Annotated in this window: 17 protein-coding genes and 2 tRNA genes; 6 read left to right on the top strand and 13 right to left on the bottom strand. The window is 31.4% G+C overall.

What is annotated here, in order from left to right; genetic code table 11:
* The first annotated feature begins 6 nt into the window (after positions 1 to 6).
* A complete protein-coding gene (locus B4E59_RS10630; RefSeq protein WP_291052865.1) occupies positions 7 to 1,578 on the top strand; it encodes a DHA2 family efflux MFS transporter permease subunit in 1,572 nt (523 codons plus the stop codon).
* Between the two features lie 74 nt (positions 1,579 to 1,652).
* On the opposite strand, the gene B4E59_RS10625 is transcribed toward B4E59_RS10630, so the two are convergent.
* The gene (locus tag B4E59_RS10625) at positions 1,653 to 2,759 is read right to left on the bottom strand and encodes a TlpA disulfide reductase family protein (protein ID WP_180905119.1); all 1,107 of its coding nucleotides are present in this window, start codon (positions 2,757 to 2,759) and stop codon (positions 1,653 to 1,655) included.
* Between the two features lie 149 nt (positions 2,760 to 2,908).
* Positions 2,909 to 3,592, bottom strand: coding sequence for a DUF6261 family protein (locus tag B4E59_RS10620; RefSeq protein WP_291052860.1), 684 nt, complete (start codon positions 3,590 to 3,592; stop codon positions 2,909 to 2,911).
* Between the two features lie 394 nt (positions 3,593 to 3,986).
* Between B4E59_RS10620 and B4E59_RS10615 the strand changes: the two genes are divergently transcribed.
* On the top strand, positions 3,987 to 4,466 hold the full coding sequence (locus tag B4E59_RS10615) for a WapI family immunity protein (RefSeq protein ID WP_291047144.1): 480 nt from the start codon (positions 3,987 to 3,989) through the stop codon (positions 4,464 to 4,466).
* A gap of 29 nt (positions 4,467 to 4,495) precedes the next feature.
* Positions 4,496 to 4,906, top strand: coding sequence for a hypothetical protein (locus tag B4E59_RS10610; protein WP_286494769.1), 411 nt, complete (start codon positions 4,496 to 4,498; stop codon positions 4,904 to 4,906).
* A 49-nt stretch (positions 4,907 to 4,955) separates the two neighbouring features.
* Here B4E59_RS10610 and B4E59_RS10605 read toward each other — a convergent pair whose 3' ends face one another.
* The 4 genes from B4E59_RS10605 to B4E59_RS10590 form a co-directional block, all read right to left on the bottom strand.
* Complete coding sequence (locus tag B4E59_RS10605) at positions 4,956 to 5,606, bottom strand: phosphoribosylanthranilate isomerase (protein WP_291052857.1); 651 nt, start codon at positions 5,604 to 5,606, stop codon at positions 4,956 to 4,958.
* A 273-nt stretch (positions 5,607 to 5,879) separates the two neighbouring features.
* Complete coding sequence (gene prfA, locus B4E59_RS10600; protein ID WP_115001678.1) at positions 5,880 to 6,971, bottom strand: peptide chain release factor 1; 1,092 nt, start codon at positions 6,969 to 6,971, stop codon at positions 5,880 to 5,882.
* Between the two features lie 106 nt (positions 6,972 to 7,077).
* The gene (locus tag B4E59_RS10595) at positions 7,078 to 9,264 is read right to left on the bottom strand and encodes a glutamine synthetase III family protein (protein ID WP_291047146.1); all 2,187 of its coding nucleotides are present in this window, start codon (positions 9,262 to 9,264) and stop codon (positions 7,078 to 7,080) included.
* A gap of 262 nt (positions 9,265 to 9,526) precedes the next feature.
* Positions 9,527 to 9,940, bottom strand: a complete 414-nt coding sequence (locus tag B4E59_RS10590) for a DUF4293 domain-containing protein (RefSeq protein WP_038332961.1) — start codon at positions 9,938 to 9,940, stop codon at positions 9,527 to 9,529.
* A 175-nt stretch (positions 9,941 to 10,115) separates the two neighbouring features.
* Between B4E59_RS10590 and rho the strand changes: the two genes are divergently transcribed.
* On the top strand, positions 10,116 to 11,753 hold the full coding sequence (gene rho, locus B4E59_RS10585; RefSeq protein ID WP_115001683.1) for a transcription termination factor Rho: 1,638 nt from the start codon (positions 10,116 to 10,118) through the stop codon (positions 11,751 to 11,753).
* Between the two features lie 123 nt (positions 11,754 to 11,876).
* On the opposite strand, the gene B4E59_RS10580 is transcribed toward rho, so the two are convergent.
* The 4 genes from B4E59_RS10580 to B4E59_RS10565 form a co-directional block, all read right to left on the bottom strand.
* Positions 11,877 to 11,960 (bottom strand) — tRNA-Leu (locus B4E59_RS10580).
* A gap of 24 nt (positions 11,961 to 11,984) precedes the next feature.
* Positions 11,985 to 12,057, bottom strand: a tRNA-Gly gene (locus B4E59_RS10575).
* A gap of 169 nt (positions 12,058 to 12,226) precedes the next feature.
* Positions 12,227 to 12,706, bottom strand: coding sequence for a DNA-deoxyinosine glycosylase (locus tag B4E59_RS10570; RefSeq protein WP_115001685.1), 480 nt, complete (start codon positions 12,704 to 12,706; stop codon positions 12,227 to 12,229).
* Between the two features lie 74 nt (positions 12,707 to 12,780).
* Complete coding sequence (locus B4E59_RS10565; RefSeq protein ID WP_291052853.1) at positions 12,781 to 14,697, bottom strand: ABC-F family ATP-binding cassette domain-containing protein; 1,917 nt, start codon at positions 14,695 to 14,697, stop codon at positions 12,781 to 12,783.
* 107 nt (positions 14,698 to 14,804) lie between these two features.
* On the opposite strand from B4E59_RS10565, the gene B4E59_RS10560 reads away from it, so the two are divergent.
* Both B4E59_RS10560 and B4E59_RS10555 read left to right on the top strand, forming a co-directional pair.
* The gene (locus B4E59_RS10560; protein ID WP_115002126.1) at positions 14,805 to 15,125 is read left to right on the top strand and encodes a hypothetical protein; all 321 of its coding nucleotides are present in this window, start codon (positions 14,805 to 14,807) and stop codon (positions 15,123 to 15,125) included.
* Between the two features lie 18 nt (positions 15,126 to 15,143).
* A complete protein-coding gene (locus B4E59_RS10555) occupies positions 15,144 to 15,365 on the top strand; it encodes a hypothetical protein (protein WP_115001689.1) in 222 nt (73 codons plus the stop codon).
* A gap of 6 nt (positions 15,366 to 15,371) precedes the next feature.
* Here B4E59_RS10555 and B4E59_RS10550 read toward each other — a convergent pair whose 3' ends face one another.
* The 3 genes from B4E59_RS10550 to porN form a co-directional block, all read right to left on the bottom strand.
* Positions 15,372 to 15,833 carry a hypothetical protein gene (locus B4E59_RS10550; RefSeq protein ID WP_115001691.1) on the bottom strand — a complete coding sequence of 154 codons (462 nt, stop codon included), beginning with the start codon at positions 15,831 to 15,833 and terminating at the stop codon, positions 15,372 to 15,374.
* Between the two features lie 11 nt (positions 15,834 to 15,844).
* Positions 15,845 to 16,903, bottom strand: coding sequence for an NAD(P)/FAD-dependent oxidoreductase (locus B4E59_RS10545; protein WP_291047147.1), 1,059 nt, complete (start codon positions 16,901 to 16,903; stop codon positions 15,845 to 15,847).
* A gap of 351 nt (positions 16,904 to 17,254) precedes the next feature.
* Positions 17,255 to 18,157 carry a type IX secretion system ring subunit PorN/GldN gene (gene porN, locus B4E59_RS10540; RefSeq protein WP_257468103.1) on the bottom strand — a complete coding sequence of 301 codons (903 nt, stop codon included), beginning with the start codon at positions 18,155 to 18,157 and terminating at the stop codon, positions 17,255 to 17,257.
* Between the last annotated feature and the right edge of the window lie 8 nt (positions 18,158 to 18,165).

Genomic DNA, 18,165 nt, shown 5'->3' with positions numbered 1-18,165 from the left:
AAAATTATGGAAGAAAATAATTTAGTTGAATATGGTGCAAGACGTGTAATCATCACCATTACCGCCATCATGTGTGCATTGTTAGAGATTGTTGATACAACAATTGTTAACGTTGCAATGAACGACATGAAAGGTAGTTTGGGTGTCTCTTTAACTGATATTGCGTGGGTGGTTACCGCTTACGCAATTGCCAACGTAATTGTAGTGCCGATGACCAGCTGGTTGTCGCAACAATTTGGACGACGCAATTATTTTGCGGCTTCGATTATTATTTTTACAGTTTCTTCATTTCTTTGTGGAAATGCAACAACATTGTGGGAAATTATATTGTTCCGATTTATTCAAGGACTTGGTGGTGGAGCGCTGTTGGTAACTTCGCAAACTATTATTACCGAAAGTTATCCGCCCGAAAAACGTGGTTTAGCGCAAGCAATCTACGGAATGGGAGTTATCGTTGGTCCTACGCTTGGTCCGCCTTTGGGAGGTTATATTATTGATAATTGGTCTTGGCCATATATATTTTACATCAATATTCCGATTGGGATTACTGCTGTATTGTTAACGATATCATTTGTTCGTAGTCCAAAATATGCAGAGAAATCAAAACTAAGTCAAGTCGATTTCTTGGGAATTATTTTGTTAGCCATTGCAGTTGGATCGTTACAATATGTATTAGAACACGGACAACAAGACGACTGGTTCTCAGATTCGACAATTGTAACCTTGAGTATCGCAAGTTTCTTCGGATTCATTTTATTTGTTTGGCGAGAATTAGTTTTCAAACATCCAATTGTAAATTTACGTGTACTGAAAGATAGCAACTTAGCAGTTGGTACTATTTTATCCTTCATCTTAGGATTTGGATTATATGGATCGACATTCATTATTCCAATTTATACACAATCAATCTTAGGATGGACTGCAACTGATGCAGGTTTATTATTAATTCCTTCGTCGTTGATGACTGCATTCATGATGCCAATCATCGCAACAATGTTACAAAAAGGTGTACCACCAAAATACATGGTTGCAGGAGGATTCTTTATCTTTTTCTGTTACAGTTTTTGGTCATACAAAATCTTAACACCAGACACAGGTTCCGAGCATTTCTTTTGGCCATTAATTGTTCGTGGAGTTGGATTGGGATTATTATTTGTACCTGTTACCACACTTTCACTTTCAAGTTTGAGAGGGCAACAAATTGGTGAAGGAGCTGCCTTTACAGGAATGATGCGTCAGTTAGGAGGATCTTTTGGTATCGCGATTATTACAACATTTATTTCTCGTTGGACAGTTGGACACCGAACAAATTTAGTTTCGCATCTTGATACATCCGATTTTGATGTACAAAAACATATTCAGAATTTACAAATGAGCTTCATTAGTAAAGGTTTTGCCCCAAATGAAGCATTAAATAAAGCCTATAACCTACTCGATTTACAAGTTACCAAACAAGCAACTGTGTTAACTTATATGGATGTTTTCTTGTATTTAGGTGTAGTTTTCCTAATCTGTATTCCATTTATTCTGTTCTTTATCAAAAAAGGAGCAGGTAAAGTAATCAGTGCAGGACATTAAAAAAGAATAATTATTTTAATTTTCAGTTTTTTATAAATGTAAAATCTATCTCAATTTATTGGGATGGATTTTTTTTATTTGATTGATTCTGTAATTTTCTTTTCATCTAATCCAAAATCTGCTAGAATAAGTTTTCCTTCTGGATTAAAAAGATAAAAAGTTGGTGTACCGATAATCTTGTATTTTGTATAAGTACCTCCTGTTCTACCTTCTTTATCCCAAAGCGAAATCCAATCTTCTGCATGTTTTAAAAGAAAGTTTTTATAACCAATTTCTTCTTTATCTACATAGAAACTTACAATTTCTAACTTATCAAGATTATTAGTCTTTATTTGATCTAAAACAGGAATAGATTCTAAAGAGAATCCACAATAAAAAGTTGTAAAATCTAATAACACATATTTTCCTTTGAAATAATCTGAAAAATTAACTTTTTTATTTGATTGATTATACGCCATAAAATCTATATAACTGTCGCCAATATTTAACTTTTCTGTATTAATATCTGTCATGATAGATTTGTAATAGGCTGATTTTTTATATTTAGATTCTAACTTATTCATCAAATCAATTAAAACTTCTTTTGACAATTCTGTCTTGTATGAATTAACTAATGAAAGTGTATAGTATGAATTTATATTATCTTGATAAAATTGAAGACTATTCTTTGCAAATTCATTATCTAATGCAGTTATTTTACCATAAGGTTCTACTTTACCCCAGTATGCTTTTTGTAAACTATCATTCCATTTATTTTGTTCACGAAGCGACATCATATCAGTTAAAAATTCTCGTCGTTTTATCGTATAATCTTTATCAAACTGAGCATATTTATACCTCATCTCGTCATACTCAGATCCAGAAGTTTTTACATCATAAGGAAAATCTTTTTTTGTGGCATTTAGTGTAATTTTTTCATTACCAATAAAAAGAAGTGCAGAATGATAATCTTTTCCATTTTTGACTGTAATATAAACCGAAGATGGAACCTCTTTTAATTTTCCTTCTAATTTATAACCCCCTTTAACTAATACGACACTATCAATAGGAGCATTATTAATACTTATTTTGACCAATGCATTTTCATCAAATCCATCAAGTTTTCCAGAAATAGTAAATTGTTTTTGAGCAAATAAGTTTGTAAAAACAAATAAGATAATTAGTGTTAATAGTTTAGTCATTATTATGTAGTTAATTATTTATAAATCTAATTAAATATTTCGAAAAATCATCTCAAAAAAACCTCCACCCAAGCAATTTGGGTGGAGGTTTTATTATTCAATAATTAACGTTTAGTATTTTTACAATTTCGGCTCGTTTGTTTACTTGTTCAACTTGCAGGCAACACACTATTTCTTGCTGCTTTCACAATCTCATTCAAATCGTGGTACAAATTAGACCAATCCGGTACATCTTTCATTGCTGTAATTAGATTGAGGTAAGATCGCAGTACATGTTCCAATTCTTTTCGAGAAGATGACGCACTCGATATTTGACGAAGATCTGCATTAGCCTCTGCTTGTTGCGCAAATAATATCTCAAAATCGGTATGTTTTGTTTTCAAATCATCAAAAGCTGATACAAGCGATAAGTTAATAATACGCAATGTATTATCTGGCTTTTCTAATTCTTCGATAAGCTTCTTCAATTGAGCTGTTTCGGCAGAATAACTCAATCTGTCTAAATCCAGTCCAAACATTTGGAAAACTTTGTACAAAGCTTCCGCATCTTGATAGTTCGCGACAGAAGTCAATTTACGATAACCATTCAAGAAAGCCTTCATGTTACTAAATGCAACATCTCTCTCTTTATCCGCTGTCGCCACCTCTTTTCCTTTTCCGCTATAGGTCAACTTTGTGTATACCGTGTCGTAGTTTTGATAACTCGCAATAAGCGACAGCAACAAAGGGTGGTTCTCTACAATGGTGTAATTTCCGGCTTGAGAAGAGTTGATAGTTCGCTGCGCTAATGTCGCCAGATTTTTTGTCGATAATTTTTGTAAATTAATTTTCATAACAGGTTAATTAAGTGTTTATAATTCATTTATTTTTAATGTTTTATAAATATAGTCAATATATTATTAATCAATATAACCTTACAGATATTACAAACAAACTTGTTTTAGATGAATGTAATCTTACATTTATTACAAACAGACTTGTTTTAGATGAATGTAACCTTACATTTATTACAAACAGACTTGTTTTAGATGAATGTAACCTTACATTTATTATAAACAGACTTGTTTTAGATGAATGTAACCTTACATTTATTATAAACAGACTTGTTTTAGATGAATGTAATCTTACGTTTATTACAAACAGACTTGTTTTAGACGAATGTAATTTTAGAAACAATTATATTTACAAGAAATTAGTTATATACAAGCTTTCCAAACATTACACTGAATGAACTCAACAGAAAATCTATTTTTTGAAATAAAAAGTCAAGGAAATTTTATAAGAATTTCGACAAAAAATCTAATAAACTATAACTCAGAAATTGATTATGATAATAATTGGATTAATTGTTATATTGAGGTTAAAGGAGGAGCATTTCAAGGTAAATATTCAGCTGAAATTCTAACAATAACTTTTGAAGATTTTAAACAAAAGCTCGCAATTTTATATAATAAATTAGATGGAAAAGTAATATTTTCTGATTTAGAAGAATATTGTAAAATTGATATTTCAGGAGATGGTTCTGGTAAATTAAGAGCAAGTATTGAGTGTAATGATAAATCGGGTATATATTCTGCGAATCTAACTTTTGATATTGATTTTGACCAAACTTTTCTTAAAGATATAATTAACCAACTCAATCAAATTACCAAAGCATTTCCAATAATTGGTGATTTTAATATATCTAATAAATACGATGTATTATAATAAAAAATAAGACTAAACAGTATTCTAATATGAAAATATTCAATTTTCTTTTCTTTATTTTAATTATTTTAACTTTAAACTCTTGCTTTTTAGCAATTACAGGAGCTCCACATTCTCACTCATATAAAGAAATTTCTGACAAAAATGATTTAAAATTAAATGTATTTTGTACGTACTTAATCAAACAGATTAAAATAGGAAATGTAAATCCAAATGATTCAATTTATATTCAATCATCGAGCTTAAAAAAATTAAATGAAAGAAAATTATTAAATCATAATGATTTATCCGATTCAATGAGATTTTACAATTTGAGAATTGGAGATATTAAATTCCATAGTAAAAAAAGAAAAGATACTATCAATATTATAAGAATAACTAGTAATGGAGATAAAACGGTTTACAAATTCCTTTTAGACTCAAGCGACAAAGAAAATTAGAAAAAAAATCCTTGTCAAGATTCAAAACTTTGACAAGGATTTTATTTTTCTAACCATTAACCGCTCTAAAAAAAGCGTCTAATTTCTTTTCGTCTAATTTTCCATCAGTTCTTACACCGCTACAAATATCTACGCCAAAAGGCTGAACAACATCAATCGCTTCACGAATATTATCAGGATGAAGACCGCCAGCCAAAAATAGAGGAATGTTAATTTCTTCTCTAATTTTTTTGCTAATCGCCCAATTGTGCGTGCGCCCTGTCCCTCCCAGTTCTTTTACTTGTAAGTTAGGATTTCCGCTATCTAATAAAATAGCATCTACAAACTGAGATTTCTCTACCGCTTCCGTTACCGAATTTTCATCAATCACATGAATCACTTGTACCAACTTTACCCAAGGTAATTCGTTTCTCAAAATTTGATATTCTTCGTTATTCAGCTCATCTACTAACTGAATTGTATTTGTATAAACTTTTTTATAATGGTGAATAATTGTTTCTGCTGTTGTTTCACTTGTTAATAAAAACGAAGCTAATGTTGGTGGAATAATTTTAGTAATATCTTTGATTAAATCATCACCAATTACTCCAGGTCCGCTTGGCATATTACCCACCAAACCCAATCCATTTGCTCCATATTTTATTGCTTGTTGTGCTTCTTCTTTGCTACTAATACAACAAATCTTAACTCTTGTTTTCATCATATTATTGATTTTACTTTTAAATATACCTATTATTCATTTTAATTAAAAATTCGTCAATTCGAGTGATTTTTAGAAACAGAGTGAATAAAAATTGTATCGAGAATAGAATTTTATCATTAAAAAACTATTCTCGATACAAAATTCTTACAGAATTCCACTCGAACAGACGTTTTTTTTTGATAAAATTATCAAAATGAACAACGAATTAAATATAAAAAAACACCTCAATTTCTTGAAGTGTTTTGTATGATCTAAGATTTAGAATTGATTTTAGAAATCTTCTTCCGAACCTTTTAATTTTTCTGCATTTTCTGCCATTTTCAATGCATCAATCATTTCTTGAATATCTCCATTCATAAAGTTATCCAAATTATAAATTGATTTGTTGATACGGTGATCTGTTACACGTCCTTGCGGATAGTTGTATGTACGAATTTTAGCAGAACGGTCACCAGTCGAAACTAATGATTTACGTTGAGCAGAACGTTCTGAATGTTTTTTCTCGAACTCGATTTCATACAATTTTGTACGTAATAATTGTAAGGCTTTTTCACGGTTCTTATGTTGAGAACGCGCTTCTTGACAAACAATTACAATTCCAGAAGGTTTGTGCGTTAATTGAACTTTCGTTTCAACTTTATTTACATTTTGTCCTCCCGCACCAGATGAACGAGCTGTTTGATACTCCAAATCTGCTGGATTAATCACTACATCAACCTCCTCTGCTTCTGGTAAAACCGCAACCGTAATCGCCGATGTATGCACACGTCCTTGCGATTCTGTTTCAGGAACACGTTGTACACGGTGAACACCTGATTCGTATTTCATTGTTCCGTACACTGCATTTCCTTCTACTTGCATTACCAACTCTTTGTATCCTTTTCCAGATGCTTCAGAAGTATTTAATACTTCGTGTTTCCATCCTTTTTCTTTGAAATACATCGAATACATACGGTAAATATCTTCTACGAAAATCGCTGCCTCATCTCCTCCTGTTCCAGAACGTAACTCGACAATGATGTTTTTCTCATCTTCTGGATCTTTTGGAATCAACATCATTTTGATTTCTTCCTCTAAAGGTGGAATCGCATTGATTGCTTCGTCTTTTTCTATTTTAGCTAACTCAACCATTTCAGCATCAGAACCATCTTGAATAATTTCGTCTGCTTCCTCAATTACATTGATTAAGTTTTCGTATTGTTTTTGCATTTCAACAAAGTCTTTCAAATCAGAATATTCTTTGTTTAATTTCGCATAACGAGTTTGATCTGTTACGATATCTGGTTGGATGATTAAATCTGCCACCTCATCGAAACGTTGTTTGATTGCTCTTAATTTATCTAATAGACCTAAATCTGCCATATACTTTTATTGGATTGCAAAGATACAATAACTCAAGGGATTCAGAAAATTTGAATAAAAAAAACCGATGATTTCTCATCGGTTTTGTAATTTATTGTTAAAAATATTATCTCGTAAATAATAATTCTCTGTATTTTGTTAAAACCCAGAATTCGTTATCGACCATTAATTCTAACTTATCAGCATGGTAACGAATTTCATCATAATATGGTTTTACTTTGTTACAATAAGCATGTGCTCTTTCTTCTAAAGATTCAACCACATTTGCTTCTTTACGTGCATCCATCATTAAGTGCAATTTTGCGTTTAATTCGTTTACATGCATCGAAATTTTCTTCAAAATAATTAATTGCTCGCCTGCATATTCTTCATAATCATCTCCAAAAATATCTTTGAATCCTTTAATGTTTTTGATCAATATGTTTTGATATTTGAAAGCTGTCGGAATAATATGATTTCTCACAATATCACCTAAAACACGACCTTCAATCTGAATTTTCTTGATGTAATCTTCTAATTCGATTTCGTAACGCGCTTCAACTTCTGTGTTGTTCATTACATTAAGTTCCGAGAATAAATCCAATGATTTTTGAGAAACTTTTGCTTTTAAAGCAGATGGAGTTGTTTTGTGATTTGACAATCCTCTACGAGCCGCTTCTTCTTCCCATTCTTTGCTGTATCCGTCACCTTCGAATAATATATTCTTTGTTTCTTTAATATATTCACGTAAAACATTGAAAATTGCTTCATCTTTTTTCAAACCTGTTTCAATCAACGCATCAACTTCTTTTTTGAAATCGATCAATTGTTTTGCTACAATTGCATTCAACGTTGTCATTGCATTTGCACAGTTTGCAGTCGATCCTACAGCACGGAACTCGAATTTATTTCCTGTAAAAGCAAATGGAGAAGTTCTGTTTCTATCTGTATTGTCTAATAAAACATCTGGAATTTTTCCAACAACGTTTAATTTTAAATCAGTTTTTTCTTCAGGAGATAATTTCCCTGTCGAAACACCTTCTAATTCTTCCAATACTTTTGTCAATTGTTGACCAATAAAGATCGAAATAATTGCTGGTGGCGCTTCATTCGCTCCTAAACGGTGGTCATTAGAAGCAGAAGCGATAGAAGCACGTAACAATTCCTCATAAATTGAAACTGCTTTGATGGTATTAATAAAGAACGTTAAAAACTGTAAATTGCTGTTTGGTGTTTTTCCTGGCGCTAATAAATTAACTCCAGTATCTGTTGCTAACGACCAGTTATTGTGTTTTCCAGATCCGTTAACTCCTTTGAATGGTTTTTCGTGGAATAATACTTTAAAATGATGACGCTCACCAACTTTTTGCATCACATCCATTAACAATGAGTTGTGGTCAACTGCTAAATTCGTTTCCTCGAAAATTGGCGCTAACTCAAATTGATTAGGTGCTACTTCGTTGTGACGAGTTTTTACAGGAATTCCCAACAACATACATTCGTTTTCTAAATCGCGCATATAATTTAAAACACGCGTAGGAATCGAACCAAAATAATGATCTTCTAATTGTTGACCTTTTGCAGAAACATGTCCTAACAACGTTCTACCAGTTTGTAAAATATCTGGACGAGAAGCCGCTAAAGCATCATCAATTAAAAAATATTCTTGTTCCCAACCTAAAGTCGGAGTTACTTTCTTCACATTTTTATCGAAGAACTTCGCTACTTCTGTAGCTGCTTCATCAATTGATAAAAGCGCTCTTAACAAAGGTGTTTTATTATCTAGAGCTTCTCCTGTGTACGAAACAAATACTGTCGGAATGCATAAAGTTGTTCCAAAAATAAATGCTGGTGAGGTTGGATCCCAAGCTGTATATCCACGTGCTTCGAATGTATTACGAATTCCTCCATTTGGAAAAGAAGATGCATCTGGCTCTTGTTGAACTAATAATGATCCACTAAATTTTTCTACAGGATCTGCTCCATCAAATGAAGTTTCGAAAAAAGCATCATGTTTTTCTGCTGTTGTTCCTGTTAATGGCTGAAACCAGTGTGTATAATGTGTTACACCTTTGCTCATCGCCCATTCTTTCATTCCTAAAGCAACAAAATCTGCCATTTTACGGTCGATTTTAGTACCATAATCCATTGCAGAACGAACGGCTTTATAAGCTTCTGAAGTTAAATGTTGACGCATTGCTTTGTCATTGAAAACATTGCTTCCAAAAATTTCTGATTTTTTCCCTAATTCAGGAACAGCTACCGGTTTGCGATTGCTTGCGGCTTTTAGTGCTTCAAAACGAAATGATGTCATAAGAAAATTACTTTGTGTTGTTTTATGATGCAAAAATAAATAAAAATTAAACATAAAATAAAAACACCCCTATTTTTTTAGGGGTTAAATTATAATTTCATTACAAATAAATTCAATACCCCTTTATTTTAGTTTAGATTTTCAAAACATCAGTGTAAAATTAATTTTTATTTAACATTCGAATAAACTTATTTAAACGAAAAAAGCAGTTTCAATTGCTTGAAACTGCTTTTAGACACTCATAATATAAAAAGTTTTTGGTCTATCTGAAACGGTCTACTGATTTTACAAGATCATCATCCTTCTTAATCAAACGATTGGCAATTGACAGAAGCACAATCGAAGCTAAAGGAACTAATGCCCAAATACCTTTCTCAGAATTTCCTTCTCCAGGTAATGTTAATAGACAATATACAAAAGAACCAATTAATAAAACATTCAAAATAATGTTTAACCATCCTAAGCTAATCTGTAACTTACGTTTTTTGAAAAACATAATGGTTAAAAATGAAATTAAAGCTGATGAGAAAAAGGCTAACGAAAAAATGTAATCTCCTTTCTCCGGATTTTGTAACCAATTTAATGGAATATCAAACAGCTTATCAAAATTCATGGCGAATATACTCGAAATTATTCCACTTAAGAATAAATATATACTTTGCTTTCTTTGAATCATTTCTTAAATTTCGAATACAAATGTAAAAAAACTTTTTGAGTTTTTATAATTATTCGTACTATTGCATTAATAAATCTCAAATTTATACGCTTTATAACAATTCTATTGTTATGATTCCCAATTACTTTATTGAATAAAAAAAATATAAACACATTAATACCTTCATTATAGGATTATGTTTGATATCGAAGAATTAAAATCATTCAAATTACCAGATTTACAACAAGTTGCAGAGCAACTGAAAATCGATGGGTATAAGAAATTAAAAAAAGGCGAATTGTTAGACGCAGTTTTAGGTTTTATCAACAGCCAACCAAAGGTTGAAGAAAAAGCTGAAACAAAACCTGCTAAAAAAGATAAAGCTGAAAATCTACCTACAGAAGATAAGAAACCGAAACGCAAACGAGTTCAAAATTCGGAAGGAGAAGTTCAACAAAAAGAGGCTGTTGCAGAAGAAGTAAAAACTGAAAAAGTTGAAAATACTTCTACCGAAACAGAAAAAAAGGAAGAAAATAATCCTCGCGTTAATAAATTTCAGGAACGAGCGAACAAAAGCCAAGATCTGAAAAAGAATAATCAAAATAATCAGAAGAAAAATAATCAATCTGATAATCGTAATCAAAACGATCAATCTCAACAAAATAATCACCACAATAATCAAAATCAAAAAAATAAATATCGCGCTGCGAATTATGAATTTGACGGAATTATTGAAACTGAAGGTGTTTTAGAGATTTTACCAGATAATAATTATGGTTTTTTACGTTCTTCTGATTTTAATTATTTGTCTTCGCCTGATGATGTGTATGTTTCTCAATCTCAAATTAGATTATTTGGATTAAAAACGGGAGATACAATTACAGGAGAGGTTCGTCCTCCAAAAGAAGGTGAAAAATATTTTCCTTTAATCAAAATTAAAGAAATCAACGGTCGTACGCCAGATTATGTACGTGATCGTATCGCTTTTGAGCATTTAACTCCACTTTTCCCTAACGAGAAATTCAATTTAAGTAATTCTAAATCTTTATCAAATCGCGTAATTGACTTATTTACACCAATAGGTAAAGGTCAACGTGGGATGATTGTGGCGCCACCAAAAACGGGTAAAACAACGTTATTGAAAGATATTGCGAATGGAATTGCGCAAAATCATCCAGAAGTTTATTTGATTGTTTTATTAATCGATGAGCGTCCGGAAGAGGTAACAGATATGAAACGTTCGGTAAACGGAGAGGTTATTGCATCTACGTTTGATGAGGAAGCAAATCGCCATGTAAAAGTTGCAAATATCGTTTTAGAGAAGGCAAAACGTATGGTAGAATGTGGACACGATGTTGTGATTCTTTTAGATTCTATTACGCGTTTGGCTCGTGCTTACAATACAGTTTCGCCAGCTTCTGGTAAAGTGTTATCGGGTGGTGTTGATGCAAATGCATTACACAAACCAAAACGTTTCTTTGGAGCTGCTCGTAACATCGAAAATGGAGGTTCTTTAACAATTATTGCAACTGCATTGATTGATACAGGTTCTAAAATGGATGAAGTTATTTTCGAAGAATTTAAAGGAACAGGTAATATGGAGTTACAATTGGATCGTAAGATTTCGAACAAACGTATTTTCCCTGCAATTGACTTAGTAAGTTCTTCTACGCGTAAAGACGATTTGTTATTAGACGACAAAACACAACAATTAATGTGGGTTCTTCGCAACCATTTATCGGATATGAATCCTGTAGAAGCGATGGAATTCTTACACGATCGTATCAAACATACACGCTCTAACGAAGAGTTTTTAATCTCAATGAATAAGTAATTTATTACAACTTATAATTTTAAAAACCATCTAAAGTTGTTTAGGTGGTTTTTTTTAAATCTATTTTATGAAAAAAATATATAACAAAAAAAGCTCAAGAAAATAAATTCTTGAGCTTTGTTGTACCTCAGGCGGGACTTGAACCCGCACGTCCTAATGGACACAGGATTTTAAGTCCTGCGTGTCTACCAATTCCACCACCAAGGCATCCACTTCTAAGAAAGAAGTTAGAGCGGGAAACGGGACTCGAACCCGCAACATTCAGCTTGGAAGGCTGACGCTCTACCAATTGAGCTATTCCCGCGATTGTGAGTGCAAATATAGAACAGCTTTTTTAATTACAAAACTTTTAGGAAACATTTTTTTCATAATTATTTTACATTAAAAGCTAAGTTTCTCATCATAATATTTTTAAGTACTAAAATAATTTTACTTTTTTTTGATTAAATTATTTTGAACATTAAAAATTCATCTTAAATAATTGCATTTTTCCAGATTTTAAGCAATCGTTCGTAAGAAAATTGAGCATTAGCTGGACTTGTACTTGGCAAAGAAATATACTCAATAGATGTTTTTTCATCAAAATATTTCCAAAATAATTGTTCTGATTTCTTTCCATTGAAAATTATTTTATCAATTGTAGGATATTCATTCAACAATTCATCAATCTGATTTGGCAAAACATTTTTCATATCCACATCCATGCTTCCCTTTCTGTCAGCAGAATGTGCAACATCCCAAAGCGCAAACTTATTCTGTAAAATAAGTTGTTTTCTTATTTCATAATCTTCTGAAAATTCTGTCTCAAAAATCTCAAACATCATTTTCCAAAATCGATTACGCGGATGTCCATAATATTGATTGACTTCTAACGATAAATCACCAGGTAAAGAGCCAAGAATTAATGTTTTTGGTAGTTCTGATATAATTGCAGCAAATGATTGTTTATGCATTTTGTTTTATTCTAAAAATATAATGTACAAAAAAAGTGCTACAGTTTGTAGCACTTTTTTTTCTATTTCTATCATTAGATAATTTGTTCAGAAACCTCCTCCCACTCTAACATTTTTTTGTCTAAATCATTTTTCAGATTCGAGTATTTATCTAATTCTTGTTGCGTTTGCGAACCTGCATGCAACTTATTTTCTAAATCGGCAATCTTCGTCTCTAAATCAGAAATCTCCGTTTCTATTCTTGACAATCTATTTTTAAGACGTTTTTGCTCTTTCTCTTCCTCAAAAGATAAAACTCTTTTCGCTTGTTCTATTTTAACCTCAATCGGTTTCTCTTCTTTTCGTGCAGCCAAACTATTTCCTTTCTCCACTTCACGGAAACTTCCCGCTTTTATTTGCGCCAAATAATCATCAATTCCAGAAAGATATTCTTTCACTTGACCATTACGGAAATCGAACACTTTATCTACTAAACCTTCTAAAAATTCACGGTCATGAGATACTAAAATCAAAGTTCCAGAATATTTTTGTAAAGCTTTTTTCAACAATTCTTTTGATACAATATCCAAGTGGTTCGTTGGCTCATCCATGATTAATACATTGAATGGACGTAACAATAATTTACACAACGCCAAACGATTTCGCTCACCTCCCGAAAGAACCGAAACTTTTTTCTCAACAGCATCACCACCAAACATAAATGCACCTAAATAATCGCGAACATGTTTACGTGTTTCTTCTGTTGCAGAATTTTCTGCTTCTTCTAAAACCGTTAATTTATCATTCAAAACATGTGCTTGATTTTGGGCAAAATATCCGATTTCTACATTATGTCCATGTTTTATTTTGCCTGAATGCTCTTGTTCGTTGATAATCGCACGCGATAAAGTCGTTTTTCCTTGACCATTTTGACCAACAAAAGCTACTTTTTCTCCTCGATTAACATAAAAAGAAACATGATCAAAAACTTGATGATCACCAAAAGCAACACCTACATCATCTAACTCGAAAATAATTTTACCTGGCTGAACAGCATCCACAAAACGGATATTCATTTTCGTTACATCATCATTTTCAATTTCGATGCGTTCTATTTTATCTAATTTTTTGATTAATGATTGCGCCATCGAAGCTTTATTAGCTTTTACACGGAATTTTGAAATTAAATCTTCCGTGTGCTTAATCATTTGCTCTTGATTCTTCTGTGCTTGCTCTAATTTTTCGCGACGATCTTCACGCAATTCTAAATAACGCGTATAATTCGCTTTAAAATCAGAAATGTGGCGATTTGCAATTTCGATTGTACGATTAGTTACGTTATCCAAAAATTGACGGTCGTGCGAAACCAACACAACAGCTCCAGGATAATCTTTCAAGAAATCTTCTAACCAAACAATCGAATCGATATCCAAATGGTTGGTAGGCTCATCTAAAAGCATTACATCATGTTTTTGCAACAATAGTTTTGCCAATTCAATTCGCATTCTCCAACCTCCAGAAAATTCTTCTGTTGGGCGATGAAAATCTGAATTTTTGAATCCTAAACCAATTAAAATTTGTTCGATTTCAGCATCTTTTGTGTAACCACCTAAAAGTCCGAAACGTTCTATTAAATGAGAAATATCTTCAATTAATTTTCCATATTCGTCCGATTCGTAATCTGTTCTTTCAGCTAATTCTTTGTTTACAAAATCAATACGTTCTTGAATTTCAACCAATTGCTCAAAAGCAGAATCCGCTTCTTGCCAAACCGTTCTTCCTTGTACAAAATCAATATCTTGCGATAAATATCCGATTGTAACGTCGCCTTCGTAAACAACTTCACCTTCTGAAGATTGCTGACTTTTGGCTAAAATTTTAAGCAAAGTAGATTTTCCTGCTCCATTTTTCCCTACCAAACCAACACGGTTTCCTTTGTTGATGCGGAACGAAACGTTTTCGAATAAATATCTACCCGCAAAATAAACTCCTAAATTTTGTACTAATAACATTTTGCAAAAATACAATGTTTTTTGTTAGATGAAAACTTATCTCAAAACTATAAGTAGTATATTGTGAAAGTGTTTTAAAAATAACAATCACCTTTCAATTAATGATTATGAGTAAAATTATTATTGTTCCTATTAATAAAGAAGCTGAATTAAAATTAGATTATGATACAGCTTCTCCAAACGAATTAATCGAAATTAGGTTAAATGAATCAGAATTTAATATTTTATGGAAGAAAGGTGTTTTTGATTTAATTAATCAAACTTGTAATTCAATAATTGACGATTATGAAGACGAAAAAATTAATAATTTAGTTTTAATTGAAAACACTTATAATCAATTGAAGAAAACATATCCTGAATGTGAAAATATTATTAATATATTTCATAAAGCATTAGAACTTAAAACAAGTATTCATTTCTATTTTTAACAATATTTAAAATCACTTATGAAGATAATATTTGATGGCTGGAATGAAGGATTTCAAAAAGTCACTTTAACACATCTACAAATTGACTTACTAAAAATATCATTAAAAGTTGCTAAAAGTAATGTTGACAAATTATTAGATGGACATTCAATAACAATTGATGTTAACGATGAACAATTAGCTTTAACTTTTATAAAAGAAGCTAAAAATATTAATGCTAATTGTAGAATTTTGCATTGATTTTTTTTAAGGTTTTAAACGATAACTCAAAAAATACAATACAAAACTGATTAAAATCGAAAAAGTTGCTGGCACAAAATAAGCCAATGCGAGATTTTTGGTTGCAATAAAATTAATTGGAAGGTTCATTAATCTGAATTGAAAAACTAAAAAACACAATACTACTATAATTACAGACATTTTCCAATCGTAATTGCGTTTATGATTAATTACTGAACATAAAATATACGCCAAAACAATACCTACAAAACTCAAAATTGTTTTCATTGTAGCTAAATGTTTCAGTTTTTCGCTGATTCCGAATTCGTCACTTTTTCTAACCAAAAAGGCAAAATTATCTTTTCCCATTGAATGAATTAATTCAATCAAATCTAATTCAGCCAAGACGTAAAATTGTTGAATTCCTAAAAATAACAAAACGCTTGCTACAAGTTGAATTGCAAATATTTTTATGTCAAATTTTTTCATTCAAAATAGGTTTAAAATCGATCATAGAAACGTGCAATGTTCGCTTCTTTGTCAATTAGTTGATTATTTTCTAAAAAATCGTACAAATCATCCACCATCACAGGCGCTAACATTGTCCCACGCGTTCCCATTCCATTTAGACAAATCAATTGTTGATGCGTTGGATGCGCTCCTATAATTGGACGACGATCCACAACCGTTGGACGAATTGACGCATGTTGTTCCACAACTTCAAAATCATCTTTAAAAAAATTCTGAACACCTTCAACCAAATATTGTTTTGCATCCTCAGTATTTTCATAATTCACATGATCACGATCGTAAGTTGCGCCTACAAAATATTGATTATTTTCTAAAGGCATCAAAAATTCTTTTCCTTTCACAACTGCTTCAGGTAAATTAGCTTCTGTTTTAATTCTCAACACTTCGCCTTTTACACCAATTATAGGTAAATTTTTGAAATAAGGATTGTTCAAAATATTATAACCTTCGGCAAAAATTATTTTAGTTGCTTCGATTTTTTTATAGCTCGTTTGATTATCCTCTAATTTTAATTCATTAAAATCAAAAGTTTCATCAAGAAACAAATCATTTTTGACTAAATAATTTTTAAAATCAGCCAAAAGATTTGTCAAATCAACACGGCCTGTATGCAAAACTTCGCCAGAACCTATCGGAGAATTTATTGAAGAAAAATCATTCAATTGTTCTGTATCAGTTGCTAAATAATCAATCAAATCTGGATGAGTTGTCGCTTTTTTCAACCACGTTTTTTTCTCTTGTTCGTCATTAAAAATTCTATAAACTGGAAAATTGTAGATATATTTTTTGTTTAATAATTGTTCGAAATCACCAAAAACTTCGCGCAATCTTTCAATTTGTTTTGTCGCATTCCAAACAATTGAAATACGTTTTAGCACAACAGGATTAAAAATTCCAGCAGCAATCGCCGATGCTTTGTGAAAATGATTATCAATCACCACAAAAGATTTCTTTTCCTGCAACAATTTCATCGCCATACAACTCCCTGCAACACCTTGACCAACGATGATATATTCTACTTTTTTCAATTTCTAAAATTTGCTTACAAAGGTATCTATTTTAGATTTTAAGGATTAACTAAATTCTGAAAAAAAACATTGTAGAAAAATTAAACTATTTTTTCTCCTTCAAAAGTATTTAGAGCATTAATATAGATATTCTCTACAAAGTCTCTTAAGGTGATTCTTTTTTCGCTTTCGTCTAATTTAGTTGTTGATTTTTTAATAGAATTAGAAAGAGTTTTTGCTTGTCCAAAACTATTAATTGAAACAAATAGTGTTGTAGTAAAATAATACTTTTCATCATTATGTTTTTAATCGACCTAATTTAAATAAAAAAAACTCCAATCAAATGATTGGAGTTTTTTTATTGTATTCTGATTAGTAATTCCACATATCAGCTTCTGACTGAATAATAGAATTTCTAATTTTATGATGTTCTTCTAATTGACCTTTCGCATCATTTGGAATGTAATCATCAATCATTTTCGTTCCATACATTGTTTGAGCTTTATAAATAACAGAACTAAATCTGCGTGCATTTAACATCTCATCGTATGTAATTGCCGAATTTGAATTACTTGGATTAAATACTGTTGCATTCACCAAAACATTACGAGCATCAGGATACCAAATCCAAAATAAATCTACGTAAGCTCCGTCAGCAAATTCTGTTCCTAACGATTGCGCATCAGGCCCCATAATTGCTAAACCTAACAAACGATATTTTAATTCTCCTAAACGACGGTCGATATACCAAAGACCTTTCGTTTTTACCATTTTGATATCGTCAGATTTAATTTTATAATTAAAAATAGCAGCTTCGTCAGGAGTTTCTCCAGCAGCTTTCATATCGTAGTAATACTGCTGTGTATCTTTCTTCTCATTACGAGCCATAATTTGCTCATAACTCATTTTAGTTTGAAAGTACTCATCATCGTAAACTTCTCTAATCTTTTTGCTACGAACTCCGTCAACCAATACATCGTATAATGATTTAGAATTTTGCACTAACTCATCACCAGATCTATAATAAGGTTGATTTAGACGCTCATTCAAATCAATTACTTCCCATACAACTTTCGACCATAAAACATCTTTATCTTCGATAAAACCATATTTCATAGGATCTTGAGCCGTACTTACTGTATCTCCAGCTTCATCAACTCTTGTTTTATTTTCGCGGTCTTTTCTTAACTGTTCTGGCGAAACAGCGTTAAGAACATTTTGCGCCATTGTAAGAGTTGAGAAAAAACTCATTAAACCAAACAAAAGATACTTCATATTTTAAA

Source organism: Empedobacter sp. UBA2044 (genome assembly GCF_002333005.1).
GTDB classification, from domain to species: domain Bacteria; phylum Bacteroidota; class Bacteroidia; order Flavobacteriales; family Weeksellaceae; genus Empedobacter; species Empedobacter falsenii_B.
Note: the sequence above shows the minus strand (reverse complement) of the source record. Positions and strands in the feature narration are given on the sequence as shown.